General features: G+C 53.9%; 17 protein-coding genes. 6 read left to right on the top strand and 11 right to left on the bottom strand.

Features of this window, described 5'->3' with window-relative positions; translation table 11 throughout:
• Positions 1-32 precede the first annotated feature (32 nt).
• Genes L1X57_RS05410 through tkt form a run of 3 tightly spaced genes read right to left on the bottom strand, consistent with a single transcriptional unit; the run spans position 33 to position 3,120 of the window.
• On the bottom strand, positions 33-752 hold the full coding sequence (locus tag L1X57_RS05410; protein ID WP_234667961.1) for an LrgB family protein: 720 nt from the start codon (positions 750-752) through the stop codon (positions 33-35).
• On the bottom strand, positions 742-1,095 hold the full coding sequence (locus L1X57_RS05405) for a CidA/LrgA family protein (protein WP_009725011.1): 354 nt from the start codon (positions 1,093-1,095) through the stop codon (positions 742-744). The genes L1X57_RS05410 and L1X57_RS05405 overlap by 11 nt, the downstream gene beginning before the upstream one ends.
• Positions 1,096-1,128: 33 nt before the next feature.
• Positions 1,129-3,120, bottom strand: coding sequence for a transketolase (gene tkt / locus L1X57_RS05400; protein ID WP_009725010.1), 1,992 nt, complete (start codon positions 3,118-3,120; stop codon positions 1,129-1,131).
• Between the two features lie 247 nt (positions 3,121-3,367).
• On the opposite strand from tkt, the gene metK reads away from it, so the two are divergent.
• Both metK and ligB read left to right on the top strand, forming a co-directional pair.
• Entirely contained in the window at positions 3,368-4,588 is a 1,221-nt protein-coding gene (metK, locus tag L1X57_RS05395) for a methionine adenosyltransferase (protein ID WP_009725009.1), read from the top strand.
• 184 nt (positions 4,589-4,772) lie between these two features.
• Positions 4,773-6,518, top strand: a complete 1,746-nt coding sequence (ligB, locus tag L1X57_RS05390) for an NAD-dependent DNA ligase LigB (RefSeq protein ID WP_009725008.1) — start codon at positions 4,773-4,775, stop codon at positions 6,516-6,518.
• On the opposite strand, the gene L1X57_RS05385 is transcribed toward ligB, so the two are convergent.
• On the bottom strand, positions 6,515-7,450 hold the full coding sequence (locus L1X57_RS05385) for an AEC family transporter (RefSeq protein ID WP_009725007.1): 936 nt from the start codon (positions 7,448-7,450) through the stop codon (positions 6,515-6,517). The two genes, ligB and L1X57_RS05385, sit on opposite strands and share 4 nt — an antisense overlap.
• Positions 7,451-7,647: 197 nt before the next feature.
• On the opposite strand from L1X57_RS05385, the gene metF reads away from it, so the two are divergent.
• A complete protein-coding gene (gene metF, locus L1X57_RS05380; protein ID WP_009725006.1) occupies positions 7,648-8,490 on the top strand; it encodes a methylenetetrahydrofolate reductase [NAD(P)H] in 843 nt (280 codons plus the stop codon).
• Between the two features lie 118 nt (positions 8,491-8,608).
• Here metF and L1X57_RS05375 read toward each other — a convergent pair whose 3' ends face one another.
• From L1X57_RS05375 to prlC, 4 genes are all read right to left on the bottom strand, one after another.
• A complete protein-coding gene (locus L1X57_RS05375; protein WP_009725005.1) occupies positions 8,609-10,807 on the bottom strand; it encodes a TRAP transporter permease in 2,199 nt (732 codons plus the stop codon).
• Positions 10,808-10,904: 97 nt separating this feature from the next.
• Positions 10,905-11,885: a TAXI family TRAP transporter solute-binding subunit gene (locus L1X57_RS05370; RefSeq protein ID WP_009725004.1), complete on the bottom strand. Its 981-nt coding sequence runs from the start codon at positions 11,883-11,885 to the stop codon at positions 10,905-10,907.
• A 372-nt stretch (positions 11,886-12,257) separates the two neighbouring features.
• On the bottom strand, positions 12,258-12,509 hold the full coding sequence (locus L1X57_RS05365; protein ID WP_009725002.1) for a YheV family putative zinc ribbon protein: 252 nt from the start codon (positions 12,507-12,509) through the stop codon (positions 12,258-12,260).
• 62 nt (positions 12,510-12,571) lie between these two features.
• A complete protein-coding gene (gene prlC / locus L1X57_RS05360) occupies positions 12,572-14,620 on the bottom strand; it encodes an oligopeptidase A (protein ID WP_009725001.1) in 2,049 nt (682 codons plus the stop codon).
• 224 nt (positions 14,621-14,844) lie between these two features.
• Here prlC and L1X57_RS05355 point away from each other — a divergent pair, with 224 nt between their 5' ends.
• From L1X57_RS05355 to L1X57_RS05345, 3 genes are all read left to right on the top strand, one after another.
• The gene (locus L1X57_RS05355; protein ID WP_009725000.1) at positions 14,845-16,185 is read left to right on the top strand and encodes a sodium-dependent transporter; all 1,341 of its coding nucleotides are present in this window, start codon (positions 14,845-14,847) and stop codon (positions 16,183-16,185) included.
• 43 nt (positions 16,186-16,228) lie between these two features.
• A complete protein-coding gene (locus tag L1X57_RS05350; RefSeq protein ID WP_009724999.1) occupies positions 16,229-16,765 on the top strand; it encodes a gamma carbonic anhydrase family protein in 537 nt (178 codons plus the stop codon).
• A gap of 112 nt (positions 16,766-16,877) precedes the next feature.
• Positions 16,878-17,549 carry a metal-dependent hydrolase gene (locus L1X57_RS05345; protein WP_009724998.1) on the top strand — a complete coding sequence of 224 codons (672 nt, stop codon included), beginning with the start codon at positions 16,878-16,880 and terminating at the stop codon, positions 17,547-17,549.
• On the opposite strand, the gene L1X57_RS05340 is transcribed toward L1X57_RS05345, so the two are convergent.
• From L1X57_RS05340 to L1X57_RS05330, 3 genes are read right to left on the bottom strand one after another with little or no spacing between them, the layout of a single operon-like run.
• Positions 17,525-18,907: a sigma-54-dependent transcriptional regulator gene (locus L1X57_RS05340; RefSeq protein WP_009724997.1), complete on the bottom strand. Its 1,383-nt coding sequence runs from the start codon at positions 18,905-18,907 to the stop codon at positions 17,525-17,527. The genes L1X57_RS05345 and L1X57_RS05340 overlap by 25 nt on opposite strands.
• Positions 18,900-20,819, bottom strand: a complete 1,920-nt coding sequence (locus tag L1X57_RS05335) for a sensor histidine kinase (protein ID WP_009724996.1) — start codon at positions 20,817-20,819, stop codon at positions 18,900-18,902. The genes L1X57_RS05340 and L1X57_RS05335 overlap by 8 nt, the downstream gene beginning before the upstream one ends.
• Complete coding sequence (locus tag L1X57_RS05330) at positions 20,816-21,589, bottom strand: GntR family transcriptional regulator (protein WP_009724995.1); 774 nt, start codon at positions 21,587-21,589, stop codon at positions 20,816-20,818. The genes L1X57_RS05335 and L1X57_RS05330 overlap by 4 nt, the downstream gene beginning before the upstream one ends.
• Positions 21,590-21,600 lie beyond the last annotated feature (11 nt).

The raw sequence follows: 21,600 nt of genomic DNA, 5'->3' as shown, positions 1-21,600 counted from the left end.
CGATGATAGCGTATTTCAGCTGAGAATGTTTTTCAGTTGCCCATGCCGGTTAGTCGCCAAGCGAGAGGCAGCAGCAGCGCGGTAAAAATACCGGTTAAGCTCATGCCCAGCGAGGCAAACGCGCCAGCCGTTGGGCTCAGTTCAAATGCTCGCACAGTGCCGATGGCATGGCCATTTAGACCCAGTGCAAAACCGACAATGCGCTCATCGTTAATCTTCAGTAGTCGAGCAGCGACACTCACGAAGGGAATGGCAACCACACCTGTTACTAGCAGTGCCCCCATCAGTAACGCAACGTTGCCGCCGAGCTGTTCGGTAATACCGATGGCGATAGGCGCGGTAACCGACTTGGCGGCAAGCGACGCTAAAATAGTAGGGCTAGTGCCCATCAACCAGGCGATGCCCAGTGCGTAACAGGCAGCCAGTGTGGCGGCGATCGGCAGACAAAGTGTCAGCGGCTGCCACAGCTCACGAATGCGCGGCAGCTGTTGATAGAGTGGCATGCCTAAGGCAACAGTAGCCGGACCTAACAAAATGGTGAGCCACGAAGCCCCTTGGTGGTAGGTCGCATAAGGTAACCCTATCGCGACGAGCGTCGCTGCTAATAGCAATGCAGCGATTAAAATAGCGGGTAGCCAAGACGGGTTGCTCAAGCGCTTAAAGAGCAAGCTGCCAAGCAAATAGGCCGCAAGCGTCAGTCCTACGGCAAACAGCGGTGTGGCTGTTAGGGTGGATAATACGTCAGTGGGCATCTGAGCGCCCAATTAGCCGTTGTAATAACCATAACGTGGTAATCACGCTTAATAACGTCCCTAGCAATAGCGCAGTGAGTATAGCGAACCACTGACCCGCAAGCTCATCCAGAATAAAAAACACACCGACGACGCCTGGCATAATGAGCATGGCCAGAAGCGCGATCAACGGCTGGGCTGCGGCCGCTAAACTTGCAGGCACGCGCCCTAGAACAGCAAGGGTGGCACATAGCAACAGCATGCCAACCACCCCCGAAGAAAAAGGCAGGCCGGAGAAGTGGATCACCACTTCTCCGATTAACCAATAGCTAATTAGCCATAGCAGGCCATTTAGCGCGGGCATGGAATATCCCGGGCTAGATCAGCCTGCGTGGCGTTAGCCCAGTAGCTCATTAGCCTGTTTAACAATATTTTCAACCGTAAAGCCGAAATGTTTGAACAGTTCGCCAGCCGGTGCAGATTCGCCATACGTGGTCATGCCAATAACGCGACCATCTAGGCCAACGTACTTGTACCAGTAGTCGGCATGACCCGCTTCGATCGCAATCCGTTTAGTGACTGCCTTAGGCAGTACGCTTTCACGATATTCCGCGTCCTGGCCATTAAAACGGTAGGTCGATGGCATGGAGACCACGCGCACCGCTTTACCCTGCTGTTCCAATTCTGCTGCTGCGTCCATGGCAAGCGACACTTCAGAGCCGGTAGCAATCAAGATCAGCTCCGGCGTGCCGTCGCTGTCTTTCAAAATGTAACCACCGCACTGAATGGCAGCTAATTGTGCCTTGGTGCGTTGCTGGTGAGGTAGGTTCTGGCGCGAGAGTACTAGCGCTGTGGGGCCGGAGTGGCGTTTCACAGCGGCATCCCAGGAAGCTGCTGTTTCAACTGCATCACAAGGGCGCCATGTGTTCAGGTTAGGCGTTGTGCGTAGGCTGGTAAGTTGCTCAATCGGCTGGTGAGTGGGGCCATCTTCGCCCAGACCGATAGAGTCATGGGTAAACACGTAAATGGCTTGCTGTCCCATCAGCGCTGCCATACGCACGGCGTTACGCATATATTCCATGAAAATCAGGAAGGTTGCCCCATAAGGAACAAAGCCGCCGTGTAAGGCAATACCATTCATCACCGCGCCCATGCCGAACTCACGTACCCCATAGTGCAGGTAGTTGCCGCTAGCATCTTCTGGTGTGATCGCTTTGGCGCCCTTCCAGAAGGTCAAGTTGGATGGCGCGAGATCAGCGCTACCGCCGAGCAGCTCGGGCATTTGCGGACCGATAACATTCAACGCTTCAAAAGAGGCCTTGCGAGAGGCAATGCTTTCACCTTTCTCTTGGGCCTGCTCAATGAGAGCGGCAGTTGAAAGTTCTGCCGGTAGCTGGGCCTTCATGCGGCGCTCAAACTCTTTGGCTTCGGCTGGGAATGCTTCGGCATAACGGGCGAAGCGGGCATTCCACTCCTGCTGGCGGTTTTTGCCAGCGTTACGAGCATCCCAAGCAGAATAAACGGGCTCGGGGATATGGAACGGTGCGTGCTCCCAGCCGAGCTGCTTACGGGCGAGGGCCACTTCGTCGTCACCTAATGGTGCGCCGTGAGCCTCTTCTTTGCCCTGTTTGTTAGGTGCGCCAAAGCCAATGATCGTTTTGCAGATAATCAGACTAGGCTTATCGTCGTGGCTCTTGGCTAATTCAATGGCTGCTTTGATCTCTTCCGGCTTATGGCCGTCGACGTTCGGCACCACGTGCCAGCCGTACGCTTCAAAGCGCTTGGCGGTGTCGTCGGTAAACCATCCTTCAACCTCACCATCAATAGAGATGCCGTTGTCGTCATACAGGGCAATCAGCTTGCCTAGTTGCTGAGTACCCGCCAGCGACGCGGCTTCATGGGAGATGCCTTCCATTAAGCAGCCGTCACCCAGGAAACACCACGTATGGTGATCAACAATGGTGTGGCCAGGGCGATTAAACTGCGCTGCCAGCGTTTTTTCAGCAATTGCAAAGCCAACAGCGTTGGCGAAACCTTGGCCTAACGGGCCAGTGGTGGTTTCGATGCCCGGGGCGTAGCCAAATTCCGGGTGGCCAGCCGTGGGTGAATGCAGCTGGCGGAAGTTCTGCAGCTGTTCCAGGCTTAATTCATAGCCGCTAAGGTGCAGCAGTGAATAGAGCAGCATTGAGCCGTGGCCATTAGACAACACGAACCGATCTCGATCGGCCCACTTGGGGTCTTCGGGGTTGTGCTTGAGGTAGTCATTCCACAGCACCTCGGCAATATCAGCCATGCCCATGGGGGCGCCAGGGTGACCAGATTTGGCCTTCTGAACAGCATCCATGGAAAGGGCGCGAATGGCATTGGCCAGCTCAAAACGGGACGGCATGGGGGTGCTCCTCGCCTGAAAACAGAAATAATAAAGGCGCTATTGTCGCTGACTTCCCCGGCGGCGGCAAATTCTAGAGCCACGTTCTGGGAAGAACCCCCAACAGCGTGTAGACTCTGCCTCCCGAAGTGGTAGCGAAAATAGTCGTGCCGCTTCTATATATGGGCAGGGAACTGAACTTCCTGCCATGATTTCCTGCTGATGCTGCGGTCACTCTGCAGCCGTCATACAGAGGGTCGAGAGCGCGATGAGCGAATATTCCCTGTTTACCTCCGAGTCTGTCTCAGAAGGGCATCCTGATAAGATTGCCGACCAGATTTCCGACGCGGTACTAGATGCCATTATCGCCCGAGATAAACAGGCCCGCGTTGCCTGTGAAACCATGGTGAAAACAGGCGTTGCCATTATTGCCGGTGAGATCACCACGTCTGCGTGGGTTGATCTGGAAGCACTGGTGCGTGATGTGATTACCGATATTGGTTACACCTCATCTCGTGTGGGTTTTGATGGCGCAACCTGTGGGGTAATCAACCTGATCGGCAAGCAGAGCGTTGATATCGCTCAGGGCGTCGACCGCACTAAACCTGAAGACCAGGGTGCTGGCGATCAGGGTTTGATGTTTGGCTACGCGACTAACGAAACCGATTCGTTTATGCCGGCGCCGATCCATTACTCGCACCGTTTGGTTGAACGTCAGGCGGAGCTGCGCAAAAACGGCCTGTTGCCGTGGCTGCGCCCAGATGCCAAAAGCCAGGTAACCTTCCGTTATAACGCTGAAGGCAAGCCTTGTGGTGTCGACGCAGTGGTCTTGTCTACTCAGCACGACCCGGAAATCGGCCAAGATGACCTGCGTAAAATGGTGAAGCGCGAAATCGTCGAGCAGGTGATTCCCGCTGAGTGGTTGGATGAGAATACCCAGTACCACATCAACCCAACCGGTCAGTTTGTCATTGGTGGCCCGGTGGGCGACTGCGGCTTAACAGGGCGTAAAATCATCGTCGATACCTACGGCGGCATGGCGCGGCATGGCGGTGGAGCCTTCTCTGGTAAGGATCCGTCTAAAGTTGACCGCAGCGCTGCTTATGCGGGCCGTTACGTGGCTAAAAACGTGGTTGCCGCTGGTCTTGCTGATAAGTGCGAAATTCAGGTTTCCTACGCTATTGGCGTTGCCGAGCCGACGTCGGTTTCCATCGATACCTTCGGCACCGGTAAAATCGACGATGTTAAAATTGTCGAGCTAGTGCGTGAGCACTTTGATCTGCGCCCTTACGCGATTACCAAAATGCTTGACCTGCTACATCCGATGTACCGCCTAACGTCTGCTTATGGTCACTTTGGGCGTGAGCCGTTTGAGCACAGCTATAGCTGGGTGGACGACAAAGGCCAAGTACATACAGAAACCTTTACCGCCTTCCCATGGGAAAAAACCGATAAAGCCGACACTCTGCGTCAGGCTGCCGGTTTGTAACAAGACGTGTGACGGCAATATAAGCAGGTCTATAGCGTGCCCCTTGGCTGATGCCAAGGGGCTTTTTTATTGCGTTGAATGTTTGTTTTTCGCCATGCGCTAAGGTCACTCTTCTCATCTGGCGTTTTATTAGACGCTGCTAGTAAAAAGGGAAGCGCCGCGACAGGGTGCCGAGAGAGAGCGTATGGATACCAACAGAAAAGCATGCAAGCGATGGCTGCTGATCACCGCTTTATTGAGACCACTATTGGGGAGAGCAAAGCTATTAAGCACAGTGTTGTTAAGTGCGTGCTTACCGAGTGTCACCTTATCCGCACAGGCCAACGTGTGCCCTGATTGGCCCCGTGAACGGCTGGCGCAAGAGAGCCAAACACTGGCAGAGCATGTTGCCCGCTGGGACAGTGCCTACCATGATCAGGGCGAATCACTGATTAACGATGAACTTTACGATCAAGCAGTCGCTCGGCTAGCAAACTGGCAAGCCTGCTTGGGTGAAGTGGCTCGGCACCGCCCGCTGACTAGGGTGACCCGTAGCGATGGCACCTTAGATCACCCTGTGGCGCAAACGGGTTTGAATAAAGCCGACGATAATGGTGTGCGACGCTTTATGAGTCGCCGAGATGACCTCTGGATTCAGCCTAAGGTCGATGGTGTCGCGATAACGCTGCGCTACGAGGAGGGCGTGTTGGTCGAAGCGGTTAGCCGTGGCGACGGCGAACGCGGGCAGAACTGGACGGCTCGTGTGCAGCAATTACCTGCTGTGCCAAACACGCTACCAACGCCGCTATCCGCCGTACTCCAAGGCGAACTCTACTGGACATTGGATGGCCATATTCAGTCGCAGCGCCGAGCATCTAGCGCACGAGGCGCTGTTGCCGGGGCCATGGCCCAGGAATCGCCTACGCGCCAAACCCGTGAGCGGATCGGACTGTTTATCTGGGACTGGCCAGATGGTCCTGCTGCGATGAATGAAAGGCTCGGTCAACTGACCGCATTAGGGTTTGATACCGCCGATTACACCCATCCTATCAATACCCGGCATGACGCTGCCGCTTGGCGGGATACGTGGTTTAACGGCCCTCTGCCGTTTGCCACCGATGGGGTGGTACTGAAACAGGCCGAGCGCCCTGGGGTTCAGCGCTGGTCATCGTCGCCACCGGAGTGGGCGGTTGCATGGAAATATCCCGCTCAGCAGGCGTTAGTACAGGTGCGCGGTGTCGAGTTTCGCGTTGGCCGAACAGGACGTGTGACCCCGTTACTGTGGCTCTACCCAGTGACGCTAGAAGGACGGCGCATCAGTCGTGTTTCGCTGGGGTCTCTGGAACGCTGGGAAGCATGGGACGTGCGCCCAGGCGATCATATCGCCATAACATTGGCAGGCCTCACTATTCCCCAGGTAACGGAAGTCGTTTGGCAAGCCGACGAGCGAGTGGCTCTTGGCGTGCCCTCCCCTGAGCGTTATCACCTATTAAGTTGCTTTACGCTCACCACGGGCTGCGATGCGCAGTTGCTGGCGAGGCTTACCTTTTTAAGCGACCAGTTACACATGCAGGGTGTTGGGGAAGGTACCTGGCAAGCGCTCATGGAGGCAGGTGTTGTGACTGAACTGCTGGGCTGGCTGGCAGCAACGCCGGAACAGCTTCAGCGAGCACACGGCGTGGGCGACGTTCGTTCAGCAGCCCTGGTCGCTCAGTTCCAGGCCGCACAAGCGGCCTCCTATTCTCAGTGGTTAATGGCGTTAGGGATGCCACCAGGTGGCAGCGCCCAGCTAGGGGATTGGGATACCTTGGCAGGCTACACACACACAGATTGGCAGGCAGAGCCCGGGGTTGGCCCGGTACGTGCTGACGCGCTGATAGCATTTTTCAGCCATCCAGACGTGCAGCGTATGGCCGCTCAGCTAAAGCTGGCGGGGGTTGAAGGCTTTTAACTTAGCCCGGTAATACGCAGCATGAGGTGCAGATAGAGAGGAATCAGTAATGGCGCTAATAGCGTGGTGGTAAGCACCGCCAATGCTCCTTTTTGCGGTTGAATCCCTAGCTCCATGGCGACGACGACTACGTTAGAGGCCATGGGCACGACGCCTAGCAACAGCAATGCCATACCGAGCTCTGGCGCAAGTGGGCCCAGAGCTTGAAGTAATAAAACAACGATTAGCATCACCAGCGGCCAAAGCAGATAACGTAAGCCCACGCAGGTGGCAACAAAGCGGGAGTCCCAAGCATCAAGCGTAACCTGGCTAAGGGTCATGCCAATAATCATCATGCCTAGCAAGGTGTAGGTGGCGGGGAAAACGTCAAGCGAGTTCATCAGTGCGCTGGGAAGCGTCACGTTGAGGGCGCTCAGTAGCAGCGCAGACAAAAACGCATAAATCAGCGGCAGTCGAACAATTTTGATCAGACTTTGGCGCATTGAAAAGTGGCCGCGGGCACTTAAGTAAAATCCCACCGTAAACTCATATAGATTAATCCCTAGCATGCAGAAGAGATAAAGCGTGACACCTTCTGGCGGCAGTAAAATTAGCGCCACGGGCAGACCAAAGTAACCGGTATTGCCAGTGCCAGAAGAGAACGCTAAAAGCGCCCCCTCCTGAGGCCCGAAGCGGTGTTGGGTAAACCAGCGTACGGTCAGTGCCATGATGCTCACCAGGATGAATAGCGCCAGCGTTAATAGCAGATACTCCGCTGTTGGGCCGCCGTTCATTAATGCGCGGAAAATGGTGAGTGGTGCAATCAGGTATACCAGTAGTGTGGCGATGGGGCGTGGGTCGATTTTTAAGCGCTGTGCAGCAATCCACCCCAATCCTACAAACCCCAATAACATCAACAGTGGCCCCATTAGGGCACTTGGCGCTAAATCCATTTCTGCATCCTAGTCGTTAGATGACAACGCTGTTGTTTAAATAGCTCAGTAGTTGCCTATGTAACTCAGTAGTTGTGTAAATAGCTAACATGAGCCGAATTAAAGGCCGACTGTGGAATCTTTCATTAGCTCCAGCGCGGCGGAAAGAGGAGAATAACCTAAATTATCACGATGTTAACGCTTTGCGAGGAAGTCCCATGAGCAGTCAAGAGCACCCGTTAGGTATTAGCTTTGAATTCTTTCCGCCCAATACCGATGCGGGAAGAGAGAAGTTAATGCACGTGCGCGATGAACTGGCCGCTCGGCATCCACGCTTTTTCTCAGTCACTTATGGTGCCGGTGGGTCTACCCAGGCACGTACACGCGATATTGTGCGCACAGTTAGCCAAAGCGGTATTACGACCGCGCCACACCTTTCCTGCATTGGCAGCGAAAAAGCGCAACTGCGCGACTTGTTAGCGCAGTATCGCGAAGAGGGTGTCGACAGCTTAGTGGCGCTACGCGGTGACATGCCATCGGGCATGGGAAGCATTGGTGAGCTGCGCTACGCCAACGAACTGGTCGAGTTTATCCGTGCAGAAACCGGTGACCATTTTGAGATTGCGGTGGCTGCCTATCCTGAATCTCATCCACAGGCACCCAATCTCGACAAAGATGTGGAAAACTTTGCCCGTAAAATGAAGGCTGGCGCCAACATGGCCATCACCCAGTACTTTTTTACCGCGGATGCCTACTTCCATTTTGTTGAAAAAGCTCGGGCATTAGGCGTCGAGCAGCCGATTATTCCTGGCATTATGCCGATCACTAACTACACCAAATTGGCGCGTTTTTCAGACGCCTGTGGCGCAGAAATTCCCCGCTGGATTCGCAAGCAGTTGGAAGCTTATGGTGATGATAGTGACGCTATTGCCGCTTTTGGCACCGATGTTGTTAGCCGTTTGTGTGAGCGCTTACTCGATGGCGGTGCGCCTGGTCTACACTTCTACACACTTAATCAGGCAGCTCCCGTACTGAAAATTGTTGATAACCTGAGAGGCTAGTGAGTTCTTAAAGAACCTAGCTTAGTGATCAATAAGAACGCCCGCTCGATAGCATTCGAGCGGGCGTTTTCGTTGGGCGGTTAACTGCTAATGATTAAGTGAATAGCAGATTGCACCGTCACGTGGTGCTGGGTGTTGCCTTATTGCCATGCTGCTTACGCTGCATAATGAACAGCGCTGCGCCAATGGCTAGGCCAGCAATATCGCTGTAAATGCCGCCGTAAATCATAAACATCGCACCGACCAGCATGACAACACGCTGTAAGGTGTTTACCGGCCCAAAGAACCATGCTTGCACCATGCCTGAAAGCAAGATGATACCCAGTGTTGCGGTCACACCGACACGAAGTATCTGCATCGCAGAGCCTTCCATCAGCATGGCTGGGCTGTAGAAGAACATAAACGGCACGATAAACGCAGCAAGCCCAATTTTGAACGAAGCGACCGATGTGCCCATGGGGTTATCCCCAGAAATACCGGCGGCGGCGTAAGATGCTAACGCCACTGGCGGCGTAATGGCCGACACGACCGCAAAGTAGAACACGAAAAAGTGTGCGACGAGCGGCTCGATACCAATATTGATCAGGCCGGGGGCCACCACCGATGCCGCTACCGCGTAGGCTGCTGTCGTAGGCATGCCCATGCCGAGCAGGATACTGATCAGCATCGCAAAGACCAACGCTAATAGCTGGCTAACTCCGGCAAGGCCTAACAGTAGTGATGAGAAGCGTGCGCCGACGCCCGTCAGTGATATAACGCCAACAATAAGACCTGCACAAGCACACACCGCGATGATCTGAATCGACATGGTGCCCGCTAGTTGGAGGGCTCTCAAAATAGCCCGAATACCCATTTTATTGGGAGAGATCCAACTAACAACTGCCGCTGATGCTGTTGCTAGGGTACCGGCACGAATGACGGAGTAGCCCATAAAGAGAGCGACAATAAGAATGATAATGGGCGCGAATAGATAGACTTGTTTAACCAGCTTGGAGAATAGCGGGATTTCATCTTTACGCATGCCACGCATGCCTTTACGCGCCGCTTCAAAATCCACCATAAAGTAGATAGAGGCGAAGTAAAGAATGGCTGGAATGACCGCCGCAATCGCAATTTCTGTATAAGGAATGCCGGTGACTTCCGCCATGATAAAGGCGCCCGCCCCCATGATGGGCGGCATAATCTGACCACCCGTAGAGGCCGCTGCTTCAATGGCACCAGCACTGCGCGCCGGATAGCCGACTTTTTTCATCAGTGGGATGGTAAGCGAGCCAGTCGATACCACGTTGCCCGCTGATGTGCCGTTGATCATGCCCATTAAACCGGAAGCAAAAATAGATACTTTCGCCGGGCCGCCACGGGCACGGCCAGCGGCTGCAAACGCGAAATTGACGAAGTAATCACCTACTTTCGAGGCCTGTAAAAACGCCGCGAAAATAATAAACAATATGATGTAAGTCGATGACACCGCCGTCGTTGGGCCAAGAATGCCCGCATCGGTATAGACCTGACTGAAGAAGCGCTGCACGGACAAGCCTGGGTAGCCTAGGAAACCGGGTAGATACTGGCCAGCAAAGACATAGACCAGGAAAACCGCTGAAATCACCACCAATGCTAAACCAGCCACCCGACGAGTAAGCTCTAGAATCAACAATGAGCCTGCAATGGCCGCCCAGGAGATGCCGGGAGGTGCAAACGAGGTGCCTGTCGACATGCGCATATTGGTATTAAAGGCCATCAACAAGTAAGCAGCGCTGGCGATGGCACACACCATTAAAACGAGGTCGGCGGGATTAAAGCGGTGGCGTGCCTGCCGATAGAACCAAGACAGGGCAATGGCTGCTGCCGTGGTGGCTATGAGTGGATAGCCGTAATGCAGTGTCTCAATGCTTGGATCAATGCGCATCGCACCGCCATTGAGTGTTTGCTGCATCAAAAAGACTTGTATAAGTGAATAGATCGCAGGCGCTAGCAGTGCATAGCTGGCCCATTTGAGCCAAGCGGGGGAGGCCTGCTGATCATCTTCTGCAAAGCGCGCACCGGCAAACAGCCCGTACCCTAAAACCAGTGCACCGGCAATATGTACAATGCGAAACGACCAGGTTTCCATTGGATACACATTGAGCGAAAACAGGTGGAAGCTTGAATAGCCAATGGCCAGTGCCGCAAATAAAAAGAATTGCCAACCAACAAACACGCGACGGTTGGACTCGACAACCTCCTCATCGACACCCTCGGCGATTGACTCGGGTATCGATGAAGCAGTTTGGGCATCATCCTTGAGGCCGTTGGGGTCTTGATCGGTATTGTGACTCATCAGAGGTCACCCTCACAGCAAAAGCAGAAAAAGAGGCGGTAGCGAACGCTGCCTCGTCCGGCCAGCGGAAAACGAGGCAGCGTGAGGAGGTTCTGGCTTAGTTGATCATGTCATCAGCGATGTCGTAGCCATTCTCTTCGTACCAGCGCGCAGCGCCCGGATGGAAAGGTAGCACGGTGTTATGGACGATGTTTTCCGGAATAGTGGTTTCTGCGCTGCGGTGTACTGAGCGCATGCGGTCATTATTTTCCATCGTGGCTTTGGTAACTTCGTAGACAAAGTCTTCCGGCAAATCACAGCCAGCAATCGCGAAGTTCCACATAGACACAGCGCGAGCGTCTTCTTCCAGTGTGGTGTAAGTACTAGCGGGGATAGTGAACTCAGCAACCGGGAAGTTTTCTAGCACGGTGACTAGCTCATCTTCATTGAATTCAATGATGTTCACATCGGTCTGTACTTCAAGCTGGCTAACGGCAGGAATCGGGATACCCGCTGCAAATGCGATCACATCCAACAGGCCATCCTGAAGCTGACCACCTAAATCAGACCAACCGCCGTTACGGCGATCAAACTCTACGCCCAGCGTTTCGAGAATAGCGGGGAAATAAGTGTCTGACGTGGACGCTGCCGGACCGAAACCGATGCGTGCGCCATCAGGAATATCAGAGATAGACTCAATGCCTGAGCTTGAAAGTGCAGCAATAGAGAATGGTGTTTCATACATCGGGAACAGCGCACAAACATTGTCCATTGCCAGGCCAGGCGCTAGCGGGCTTTCACCTTTAACAGCGTCCGACGCTGGGCCCATCGTGGTCAGGCCAAAGGCCATATCACCGCTGTGCACCAGTGCTAAGTTCTGAGTTGGGCCACCAGTGACTTCGCCGCCGCCAGACACACCCAGTTCGTCTGAAATAAAGTTGGCCCAACCGGAGCCGTAAACAAAGTAGGTGCCGCCTTGGCTTGCAGTACCGACGGTGAAGTTATCGGGCCATTCTGAGCGGTCTGCGTGGGCTGTGCCTGCTGCTAGCAAGGCGCTACCGGCAAGAAGGGCGACGGTTTTAGGCATCATATTGCGCATGGCGAGGTTTCCTAAACTGTTATTGGGATTATCGTCTGGCGTGTGTTGGCACTGCCAGTGGCTTTATCTTAAGCAATTTACATAGAGCGATAGTCATGCCAATAGACAGCCTGATTATTAAAATCAGTGACTTAATGATTTCTTATTCAACTTTGGTTGAAATGAAAAAACCGCTAAGTGTCTGGGGTTTCGCACACCATGTGCTATTTAGTGTGTGGTTTTTCGCACACTTCCATGAGTGAGGAGTGAGGAGTGAGGAGTGAGGAGTGAGGAGTGAGGAGTGAGGAGTGAGGAGTGAGGAGTGAGGAGTGAGGAGTGCCTGGAATGGCCCCAGCGCCGTAAGGGCTTAAATTAAAAAGCGCTGGGGGGCAGTTAACGTTTGGGTTTGCCGGGGTCGAGAATACGTACGGGCTGTACATCTTGCGTTTTTTGCTCTTCGCGTACCTGGTTAACGCGGGTAGTCAGCTCTGGCGCAGCCTCATCTTCAATCGGCAGCTGCTCGAAAAAATCGCAGTTAACGCATTCCCGGTAGCGAATGTTGTTTTGCTCCCAGGCGCGAATTCGGTCCATGGCCGCGCAGCGCGGGCAGGTTACCCCAGCAATAAAGCGTTTCACACTCGACATAACAGGCTCCAAGGGTGCGGTAACAAGGCAGGTACCGCACCCAGTAATAGTGAAAGTAAACGTCAGGCTGCGCGGATACCGCTATGGCGTAGTAATGGCTCTACACTTGGCTCGCGGCCTCGGAAGGCGTGAAATAGCTCGGCTGCATCTCTCACGCCGCCTGGTTCCAGAATTTCCTGGCGGAAGCGTTGGCCTGTGGTAGGGTCAAAAATACCCGCCTCCTCGAACGCGCTCCAAGCGTCGGCAGAGAGCACTTCCGCCCATTTGTAGCTGTAATAGCCAGCCGCATAGCCGCCTGAAAAAATATGGCTAAAGCTATTCTGGAAGCGGTTAAAGTCGACGGTAGGCACGACAGAGGTGTGGCTACGTACGTCGTCCAATAGCGTTTGAACGTCGCTGGCGCTTGGCGCTTCCAACTCGTGGTGCAGGCGCAAGTCGAACAGTGAAAACTCTATTTGGCGCACCATCCCCATTGCTGACTGGAAGTTCTTGGCTGCCTGTAAACGCCCTAACAGTTCAGCGGGCAGTGGCTCTCCAGTATCGACATGCTTGGCGAGTAGGTCTAATCCTTCGCGTTCCCAGCAGTAGTTCTCCATAAATTGGCTGGGCAGTTCAACCGCATCCCAAGCAACGCCGTTAATGCCAGAGATATCGGCGATATCCTGTTTTGTCAGCATGTGATGCAAGCCATGGCCGAACTCATGAAACAGCGTGGTGACTTCATCATGAGTGAGCAGAGCGGGTTTGTCGCCCACTGGGGCGGTGAAGTTACAGGTCAGAAATGCCACTGGCAGCTGTAGGCCGTTTTCAGTTTGGCGGCGTACTCGGCAATCGGCCATCCATGCTCCGCCGCGCTTGCTTTCGCGAGCGTACAAATCCAAATAGAAACCGGCGATCGGCTTGCCTTGTTCCGTAATGCGGAAGTACTGAACATCGCTGTGATAACTCGGCGCATCAGGGGCTGCTTCCACGCGAACGCCGTAAAGACGTTCTACTACTTGGAACAGTCCATCCACCACCCTGGGCGCAGGGAAGTAAGGACGAAGCTGCTCTTGTGAGATGGAGTGACGAGCCTCGCGCAGTTTTTCGCTGGCATAGGGCACATCCCACGGCTCAAGCGTCTCAATCCCTAATGCTTCACGGGCATAGTCGCTGAGCTCGGCGACTTCTTCCTTGGCCTGGGGAACGGCGCGGCGAGCTAGGTCATTCAAAAATTCCAGCACCTGCTCGGGAGAATCGGCCATCTTAGTGGTGAGTGAGTAATCGGCGTAGGTGTTAAAGCCAAGCAGGTGAGCAAGCTCTTGGCGAAGTGCCAAAATCTCTTCAAGAACGGGGGCGTTATCGAACTTGCCTGTGTCTGGGCCTTGATCGGAAGCGCGAGTGACAAATGCGGTATATACCTCGCGCCGCAATTCGCGGTTGTCAGCGTAACTGATAATGGGGAAAAAGCTGGGGAAATCAAGGGTAATGCGGTAACCATCGACGCCTTTTGCCTGGGCGGTTGCTTTCAACGTATCAAGCGCGCTTTCGGGAACGCCAGCAAGTTCATCAAGGTGGCTAATATCCTTATGCCACGCTTGGGTGGCGTCCAGCACGTTGTTAGAAAACTGGTTGGATAAGGTGGAGAGGCGCGCTTGAATCTCGCCATAGCGGGCTTTTTTATCAGCGGGTAAATCAACACCTGCCAAGCGGAAGTCGCGTAAAGCGTTTTCCACCGTGCGCTGCTGAGCAGGCGTTAACTGTGCCCATACGTCACCCTGCTTAAGCGCTTGCCAGCCCTTAAAGAGTCCTTCGTGTTGCCCCATCCAGGTGCTAAACGCTGACAGCTGTTCCAAGCATGCCTGATAAGCTTCCCGCAGCTCGGGTGTGTTCATTGTGCCGTTGAGATGTGAGATGGGCGACCACGCTTGGGTAAGCCGGTCATTGACGGCCTCTAGCGGTGCAGCAAAGCTATCCCAACTCGGTGGCGCTGTAGCGGCCTGCTGAGCGAGTCGATCAATGGCTTCACGGCTCTCATTGAGCAGCGTTTCCACCGCGGGCACGACGTGTTCGGCGCGAATGTCAGCGAAAGGGGGAAGCTCATGCGGCTCTAGCAACGGATTGCGGGACATAGGCACCTCGTAGGCATTAATTTTTTAACTCGTTACGTTTTAAAACACGTTTGGGGCGCATAAAAAACGCGATAATAATGACACAGTGCGGGCGGTCGGGGTGTGTTTCAATGTCTGGAGTTAATACTGAGGCTTACGCCAGGGTTTGGCCTGGGCGTAAGCGCCTGCTAGTCTTGCCGCCTTTTAGTGTTGCCAACTAGTGCCACCAATGGCAGGAGCAAGTGATGAGTGAAACGCTGGAGCGCTGGGGGTCAAAGCGGGCCTTTATCTTAGCGGTAACGGGAGCTGCGGTTGGATTGGGGAATATTTGGCGCTTCCCGTACGTTGCAGGCGAGAACGGTGGCGCGGCATTTTTACTGATCTATGTGGCGTTTGTACTGCTGTTAGGTATTCCTGTGATGATGGCCGAGATTTTAATTGGTCGGGCAGGGCGTCGTGGGCCTATGCAAGCGCTTAGTAGGCTGGCCGCTGAAGCCGGTGCTTCTCGACACTGGCGCTGGTTAGGGTTGTTTGGTGCATTCACCGTTTTCTGTATTTTGTCGTTTTACTCGGTGGTGTCAGGATGGTCGATTGAGTTTTTAGTCGCTTCGATAAACGGGAATTTCGATGGCGCAAGTGCCGCAGAAATAGGCGCGGGTTTCGAGGCGTTTCTGGCAAACCCAGGCCTGCTGATTTTTAACCACTCACTGTTTCTATTTATGACCATGACGGTGGTGGCAGCAGGCGTTGCCAAAGGCCTAGAAAGGCTGAACAATCTATTGATGCCGCTGCTGTACGGTTTATTGCTGCTACTAGCCGGTTATGCCACGACTACAGACGGGTTTGGTACGGCGCTTTCTTGGCTGTTTTTACCGTCGTTTGGCGACGTAACGACCTCTGTGGTGTTGCACGCCATGGGGCATGCATTTTTTACCCTTGCGGTAGGGGCCTGCGCGCTAATGGCTTATGGGGCTTATATGCCTGATGAGCAGAGCCTTCCGAAGGCAGCGTTTGCGGTTGCAATGCTGGATATCAGCGTGGCTTTGTTAGCCGGGATTGCAATCTTTTCGGTGGTATTTGCCCAAGGTATGGACCCCGCTGATGGCCCTGGGCTGATGTTTGTGACGTTGCCTATCGCTTTTTCTGAGCTGCCCTGGGGAGCATTTTGGTTAAGTGTGTTCTTTTTGCTGCTCTTATTGGCTACCTGGACCTCGGCGATTAACCTCGCTGAGCCAATGGTGGCGACGTTGCAAGGGCTTGGCTGGCGGCGCAGTGTGTCAACGGCCGTCGTGGCGCTGAGTGTATGGCTGTTAGGGCTGCTTTCGGCGTTTTCGTTTTCCACCCTTGCCGACTTCAGACCGTTGTTTGGACGCAATGTGTTTGAGCTAGTCAGCAGTATTCCACCTGATATTTTCTTGCCTATGGGTGGGTTATTAATTGCTATCTTTGCGGCATGGGTGATGCCCCGAACGCAGGTTGTGCAGGCATTGGGTGTTGGGGAGAGTGGCTATGTGCTCTGGCGTAATATTGTACGCTGGGTGTCGATTCCGCTGACGTTTATTGTATTGCTCGGCGGGTTGCTATAGTCCTTGAATATTTAAATCCAATAGCGTTAAGCAGGAGAGTGCAATGAGCAATGCCCTACGGCCCTTTCAAGGTGTTTTGCCCCGCCTGGGTGAGCGGGTTTATATCGACCCCGCCAGCGTAGTGATTGGTGATGTAGAGCTGGGCGATGACTGCTCGGTCTGGCCGATGACCGTGATCCGGGGTGATATGCATCAGATCCGCATTGGTGCTCGCACTAGCGTGCAGGATGGCAGCGTGCTGCATATTACCCATGCCAGCGATTTCAATCCTGATGGCTTTCCACTGACGATTGGTGATGATGTCACCATTGGCCATAAAGCGATTTTGCATGGCTGTACGCTGGGTAGCCGCATTCTGGTGGGTATGGGGGCGATTGTAATGGATGGGGCGGTTGTCGAGGATGAGGTGATTATTGCTGCTGGCGCGGTAGTAACGCCAGGCAAGCGTTTGGAAAGTGGCCATGTATATGCCGGCAATCCGGCTAAAGCGTTGCGTCCACTTAAAGATAAAGAGCGCGCTTTCTTTCCTTACACGGCAGGTAACTACGTTAAGTTAAAAGATCAGTTCCTCGCTCAGTAAATTTCTTCATGCAGGCGCTAAGCAGTTGGCCTAACACTCTTTTTTCTTAAATAGACATGTTGCGGCAGCCAAAAGTCTGGTAATTTATCCAGTTTTCCAGGATGCCGCGCTAATGGCGAATTTTCGCACGCACATTACGGTAGCAGCAGCAGGCGGCGTACTCATGGCTTATGCTGGCTGGCAGGCTGAGTGGTGGCCAGCGACTCAGGCGCTATTAATTATTGCCCTGGTAGCCTTTGGCGGTATTTTGCCTGACATAGATGCTGATCGATCACGATCTATCCGTTTGATTTTTAATCTTTTATCGGTACCTTCGCTGGTGCTTGGTGTGCTGTTGCTGCAGCCCTGGTTAACACCAGGTTTGTTGCTAGTGGCGTGTGGCGGTATTTACGTTAGCGTGCGTTATTTTGCGGCGGTGGTGTTCTCGCGGCTAACGGTTCATCGAGGTATTTGGCACTCGCTGATGGCGGCTGTGCTGTGCGCGTTGGTGACCGCAGCGTTCAGTTTTCACTTGCTAGCACAGCCAGCTTGGTTGGCGTGGTGCCATAGTGCAGCGGTACTGCTAGGATTTATCATTCATTTGAGCCTCGATGAGCTCTTCAGCGTGGACCTAGAAGGTGCGCGGTTAAAACGTTCTTTCGGAACCGCACTAAAGCTGGGCGATGGCCGCCGCCCGCTATCGAACGTCTTTATGCTGATTGCGCTGTTTACCTTGGTGCCCTGGGTACCACCGTGGGACGTGTTGATTGAGTTGTTTCATCAAGGTTCGCTGCTATGGCGATAATCGTCAGCGCTTAAACTGTGTTTTTTGAGTTTGTCGTAGAAGGTTTTGCGGGGTATTCCCAGATGACGGCATACGTCGGTTACACGCCCATGGTGACGGGCAAGTGATTGGCTAATCAGGCTCTTTTCAAATAGCTCTACTTGGCGCGGCAACGTTGGCTCTTCGGTGTCGGCGTTGGCCCCTTCCAGTAGCGCATCCAGACGGTAGTCAAAGGCTGCTCCCAATAGCACATAACGCTCTGCAAGGTTACGCAGCTCGCGAACATTACCAGGCCAGTCGTGAGCCAGCAGGGCGGCAATCGAGTGGCTATCCAGGGTAGGGGCTTCTAAGCCACTGCGGTTGGCAGCGACCACGGCGAAATGCTGGAACAGCAGCGGAATGTCCTCACGCCGTTCGCGCAGCGCGGGCAGCGGTAGGGTAACCACGTTGAGCCGATAGTAAAGATCTTCACGGAAGCTACCCTCTTCAGCAGCGACCTTGAGATCCACTTTGGTGGCAGCAATCACCCGGATGTTGAGCGGTACCGTTTCGTTTGCCCCAAGGCGCTCGACACTACGCTCTTGCAATACGCGCAATAGCTTAACCTGGAGTGCCAACGGCATTGATTCGATTTCATCCAGGAACACAGTGCCACCATTGGCATGCTCAAACTTACCAATTCGCCGTTCTACAGCGCCGGTAAAGGCACCTTTCTCATGGCCAAACAGCTCTGATTCAATGGTGTTTTCTGGCACTGCGCCGCAGTTGATGGCCATAAACGGGCTGTTGCGACGGGCGCTGCGCTCATGAATGGCGCGAGCGACAAGATCTTTTCCGGTGCCGGTTTCACCAAATAGCAGCACATCGGCCTCTACTTGGCTGATACGCTGAATCATTGCCGCCAAACGAGAAATTACCGCTGTACGACCCACAAGGCGTGGTCCAAGGGCAGCCTGCTGAACCTCCAGCTCGGCTTTTAAGCGCAAATTTTCCAGGCTCAGCTGGCGTTTTTCGATGCCTCGCCTCACAACATCGAGTAGCTGATCGCCAGCGAAAGGCTTTTCTAAAAAGTCCCAAGCGCCTGCTCGCATCGCTTCCACCGCGGTCGAGATGTCGCCATGACCAGTGATTAAGATAATCGGCAGTGTAGCATCGCGGCTATGTAGCTCATGCAATAGCGCCATACCGTCCATTCCAGGCATGCGAATGTCACTCACGATAACGCCGGGAAAGTTTGCTGGTAGTGCTTCAAGCGCTTGTTCTGCTGACTCAAAGCAGTGAGGCGTATAGCCAGCAAGTTCGAGTGTTTGGCTGGCGGTGATGCGCAGGTGCGGTTCGTCGTCGATCACCATGACCGGCAGCGTCGACGGCTCATGCATGGTTGTTACTCTCCTTGACTGAAGGTGGCGGCAGTACGTTAGGCGTTGCTGAACAGGGTAGCGTAATGGTGAATCGTGCACCGCCAGTGGGCTGATTCGTTACCTGCAGCTTGCCGCCCAGATCCTCCATAATACGTGAGGAAATCGAAAGTCCTAGCCCTAATCCGCTGCCGGGTGCTTTCGTGGTGAAGAAAGGTTCGAAGATCTGGCCCAAGTGTTGTTCTGGGATGCCTGGGCCATTATCGGCAACGCTGATCATCACTTGCTGTTGTGCTATTTCTACGCTTAGCGTCAGCATGGGTGACGCTACCTCTTTCATTGCCTGTAACGCGTTACTGATCAAGTTCACCAGTACTTGCTCTAGGCGGACTAAATCACCCTCAACCCAAAGCGTCTCCTCTGGCCATTGTTGGACCACCCTGATGCCATCATCACGTAAGCGGCTGTGGAATAAACGCAGGGCGTACTCAATACAGGCTTGTACGGAAATTGTCTCCTGACGCTCGCTGCTCTTACGAGAAAACTGGCGCAGCTGGGCGCTAATATCGGCCATGCGCTGGGTAAGCTCGACAATTTGCGCTAGGTTGGCATCTGCTTTGTCCACCCGCGACAGTTCAATAAACCGTCGACCATTTTCAGCGTAGGCACGAATAGCCGCTAATGGTTGATTTAACTCGTGATTAATACCGGCAGCCAATTGACCTAATACCGCAAGCTTTGCCGCTTGGATCAACTCATCTTGGGTTTGGCGTAGATTAGCTTCTGCTCGCCGCCGCTCTTCTATTTCACCAGAAAGCCGCTGATTACTGGCGACTAAATCACGTGTTCTTCGCTCAACGCTGACTTCTAGTTCATCGCGTACTCTCGCTAAGGTTTGTCGTTCGCGTTCCGCAAACGCTTCTCTCTCTCGGCGTAAACGCAAGCGTTGCCAACCAATGCCTCCGCCCAAGGCCACCACGCCATATAAGCCTCCCGCCATCAGCGCCGCGATCCACTGGGCGTTCACCACAGGAGTCAGTGGTTTTAAAATATGCATTTGCCAGCCAAACTCTGGGATGGGGCGCGTAAGGCTTAAATAGTGCCCACCACTTAGTGGCCCGCTAGCAAAGCTAACAAGATAGCTATCGGACCCGTAAGGGGCTTCAAGCTCAATGCCGGAAGGCGTTAAAGGCTCCATTGCATAGCGACGAGTTGCCCGTAGGCTGTCGCGTTGGCCGTCGGTAAGAGGGTGGAGGGCATTCATGCGCAGCTCAGGGTGGCTGGCCATAAAAATAATATTGTCGCTATCGGTGACAAACAGTTCAGCGTCCTGCTCAGCCCAGCTCTCTTCAACATCATCGAGCAGTACTTTGACGACGATAACACCGTCGGGTTTTGCATCGGGCGAGGTGTCATCAAGCCACACTGGCGCTGAGAAATAGTAACCACGCTCAAGCGACTGTACACCTAAGCCATAAAAACGCCCCTGTCCTCCAGTAATGGCATCGGTGTAATAGCTGCGAAACGCGTAGTTTTGACCAATGAATGTATTAGGGCGGTGCCAGTTGCTGGCGGCGATGGTATCGGCGTCACGGTTAAGCAAATAAACATCGGAGACCCCAGAGGTAAAGCGAAAACGGTCAAGCAGTAAGTTGAGCGGCATGGGGTCTTGGCTGTCTGGGGAATCTAAAAAACGTTGTACGCCTTCCCTGGTTGCCAGCATTTGTGGCAAATAATCATAGCGCAGCAGATAACCATTTAAGTTGGCGGCCGACAGCCGCAGCTCGTTTTCAGCGTCGTCTTGTAAGTTTGATAGCGCCTGCTCGCGGGCCAGTTGAGCGGCCTGCCACATGCATAGCATCAGTCCTAGCGGAATCGCGATTAGCCAGAGTAGCCGCCAGCGATGGTCTGAAAGGAGAGGTAAGCGACTCATGCTGGTGTGCTGCTGGTACCTTGGGCACGACGCAGTGCTCGCTGGGCGCGGGTTTCCGCTCTGGCCATCTCGAGAAGGCCTTCCTCAACGTACACTAAGTGCTCGTGCGCGCGGCTGCGGGCATCTTCAGCACGCCCTTCTAAAATCGCATCTAGTAGGGCTCTGTGTTGCTTCATTAGCTGCGAACGCGAGTCGGGCTTTGCAAAAAGATGGGCGAGGTTATCAACGATGCTCTGCTCTAATAAATGGAAAATGCCTCGAATAGTGTGAAGTAACAGTACGTTATGAGCGGCTTCTGCAATGGCGAGGTGGAAGGCGGCATCCAACTTTGCTTCTTGGGCGGGGTTGGCGCCCACAAATCCACCGTCAAGTTCTTCAAAGCGCTGGATTAATACGGCTTTGTCCGCTGGCGTTGAACGTAACGCGGCGTAATAAGCCGAAATGCCTTCCATCGCATCGCGAAATTCAAGCAAATCCAAATGAAATTCGTTGTGTCGGGAAAGCATCTCCAACAAAGGGTCGGTGTAGCCGCTGTTTAGCGTTTCATTCACGAAGGTACCACCGCCTTGGCGGCTGGTAAGCAAGCCTCGTGCGGCAAGCTTTTGAATGGCTTCACGCAGAGAGGGGCGTGACACGCCAAAACGTTCAGCAAGCTCTCTTTCTGGGGGCAGGCGCTGGCCAGGCTTGAGGCTACCTTCAAGAATCATTGCTTCAAGGCGCTCGGTAATCACATCAGCCAAGCGCTGCTGGCGGAGCGGAGGATAAGTCATTAGTGCAGGTC

This window comes from Halomonas sp. TD01 (genome assembly GCF_923868895.1).
Lineage (GTDB): Bacteria > Pseudomonadota > Gammaproteobacteria > Pseudomonadales > Halomonadaceae > Vreelandella.
This window is presented reverse-complemented; position numbering and strand designations above follow the sequence as displayed.

Bases quoted from the DNA above. Each gene is read 5' to 3' on its own strand.
- L1X57_RS05335 (WP_009724996.1), bottom strand. From the start codon at position 20,819: ATGAGTCGCTTACCTCTCCTTTCAGACCATCGCTGGCGGCTACTCTGG.
- L1X57_RS05345 (WP_009724998.1), top strand. From the start codon at position 16,878: ATGGCGAATTTTCGCACGCACATTACGGTAGCAGCAGCAGGCGGCGTA.
- tkt (WP_009725010.1), bottom strand. From the start codon at position 3,120: ATGCCGTCCCGTTTTGAGCTGGCCAATGCCATTCGCGCCCTTTCCATG.
- metF (WP_009725006.1), top strand. From the start codon at position 7,648: ATGAGCAGTCAAGAGCACCCGTTAGGTATTAGCTTTGAATTCTTTCCG.
- L1X57_RS05340 (WP_009724997.1), bottom strand. From the start codon at position 18,907: ATGCATGAGCCGTCGACGCTGCCGGTCATGGTGATCGACGACGAACCG.
- L1X57_RS05365 (WP_009725002.1), bottom strand. From the start codon at position 12,509: ATGTCGAGTGTGAAACGCTTTATTGCTGGGGTAACCTGCCCGCGCTGC.
- L1X57_RS05375 (WP_009725005.1), bottom strand. From the start codon at position 10,807: ATGAGTCACAATACCGATCAAGACCCCAACGGCCTCAAGGATGATGCC.
- L1X57_RS05355 (WP_009725000.1), top strand. From the start codon at position 14,845: ATGAGTGAAACGCTGGAGCGCTGGGGGTCAAAGCGGGCCTTTATCTTA.
- prlC (WP_009725001.1), bottom strand. From the start codon at position 14,620: ATGTCCCGCAATCCGTTGCTAGAGCCGCATGAGCTTCCCCCTTTCGCT.
- L1X57_RS05370 (WP_009725004.1), bottom strand. From the start codon at position 11,885: ATGCGCAATATGATGCCTAAAACCGTCGCCCTTCTTGCCGGTAGCGCC.
- L1X57_RS05330 (WP_009724995.1), bottom strand. From the start codon at position 21,589: ATGACTTATCCTCCGCTCCGCCAGCAGCGCTTGGCTGATGTGATTACC.
- L1X57_RS05385 (WP_009725007.1), bottom strand. From the start codon at position 7,450: ATGGATTTAGCGCCAAGTGCCCTAATGGGGCCACTGTTGATGTTATTG.
- ligB (WP_009725008.1), top strand. From the start codon at position 4,773: ATGGATACCAACAGAAAAGCATGCAAGCGATGGCTGCTGATCACCGCT.
- metK (WP_009725009.1), top strand. From the start codon at position 3,368: ATGAGCGAATATTCCCTGTTTACCTCCGAGTCTGTCTCAGAAGGGCAT.
- L1X57_RS05405 (WP_009725011.1), bottom strand. From the start codon at position 1,095: ATGCCCGCGCTAAATGGCCTGCTATGGCTAATTAGCTATTGGTTAATC.
- L1X57_RS05350 (WP_009724999.1), top strand. From the start codon at position 16,229: ATGAGCAATGCCCTACGGCCCTTTCAAGGTGTTTTGCCCCGCCTGGGT.
- L1X57_RS05410 (WP_234667961.1), bottom strand. From the start codon at position 752: ATGCCCACTGACGTATTATCCACCCTAACAGCCACACCGCTGTTTGCC.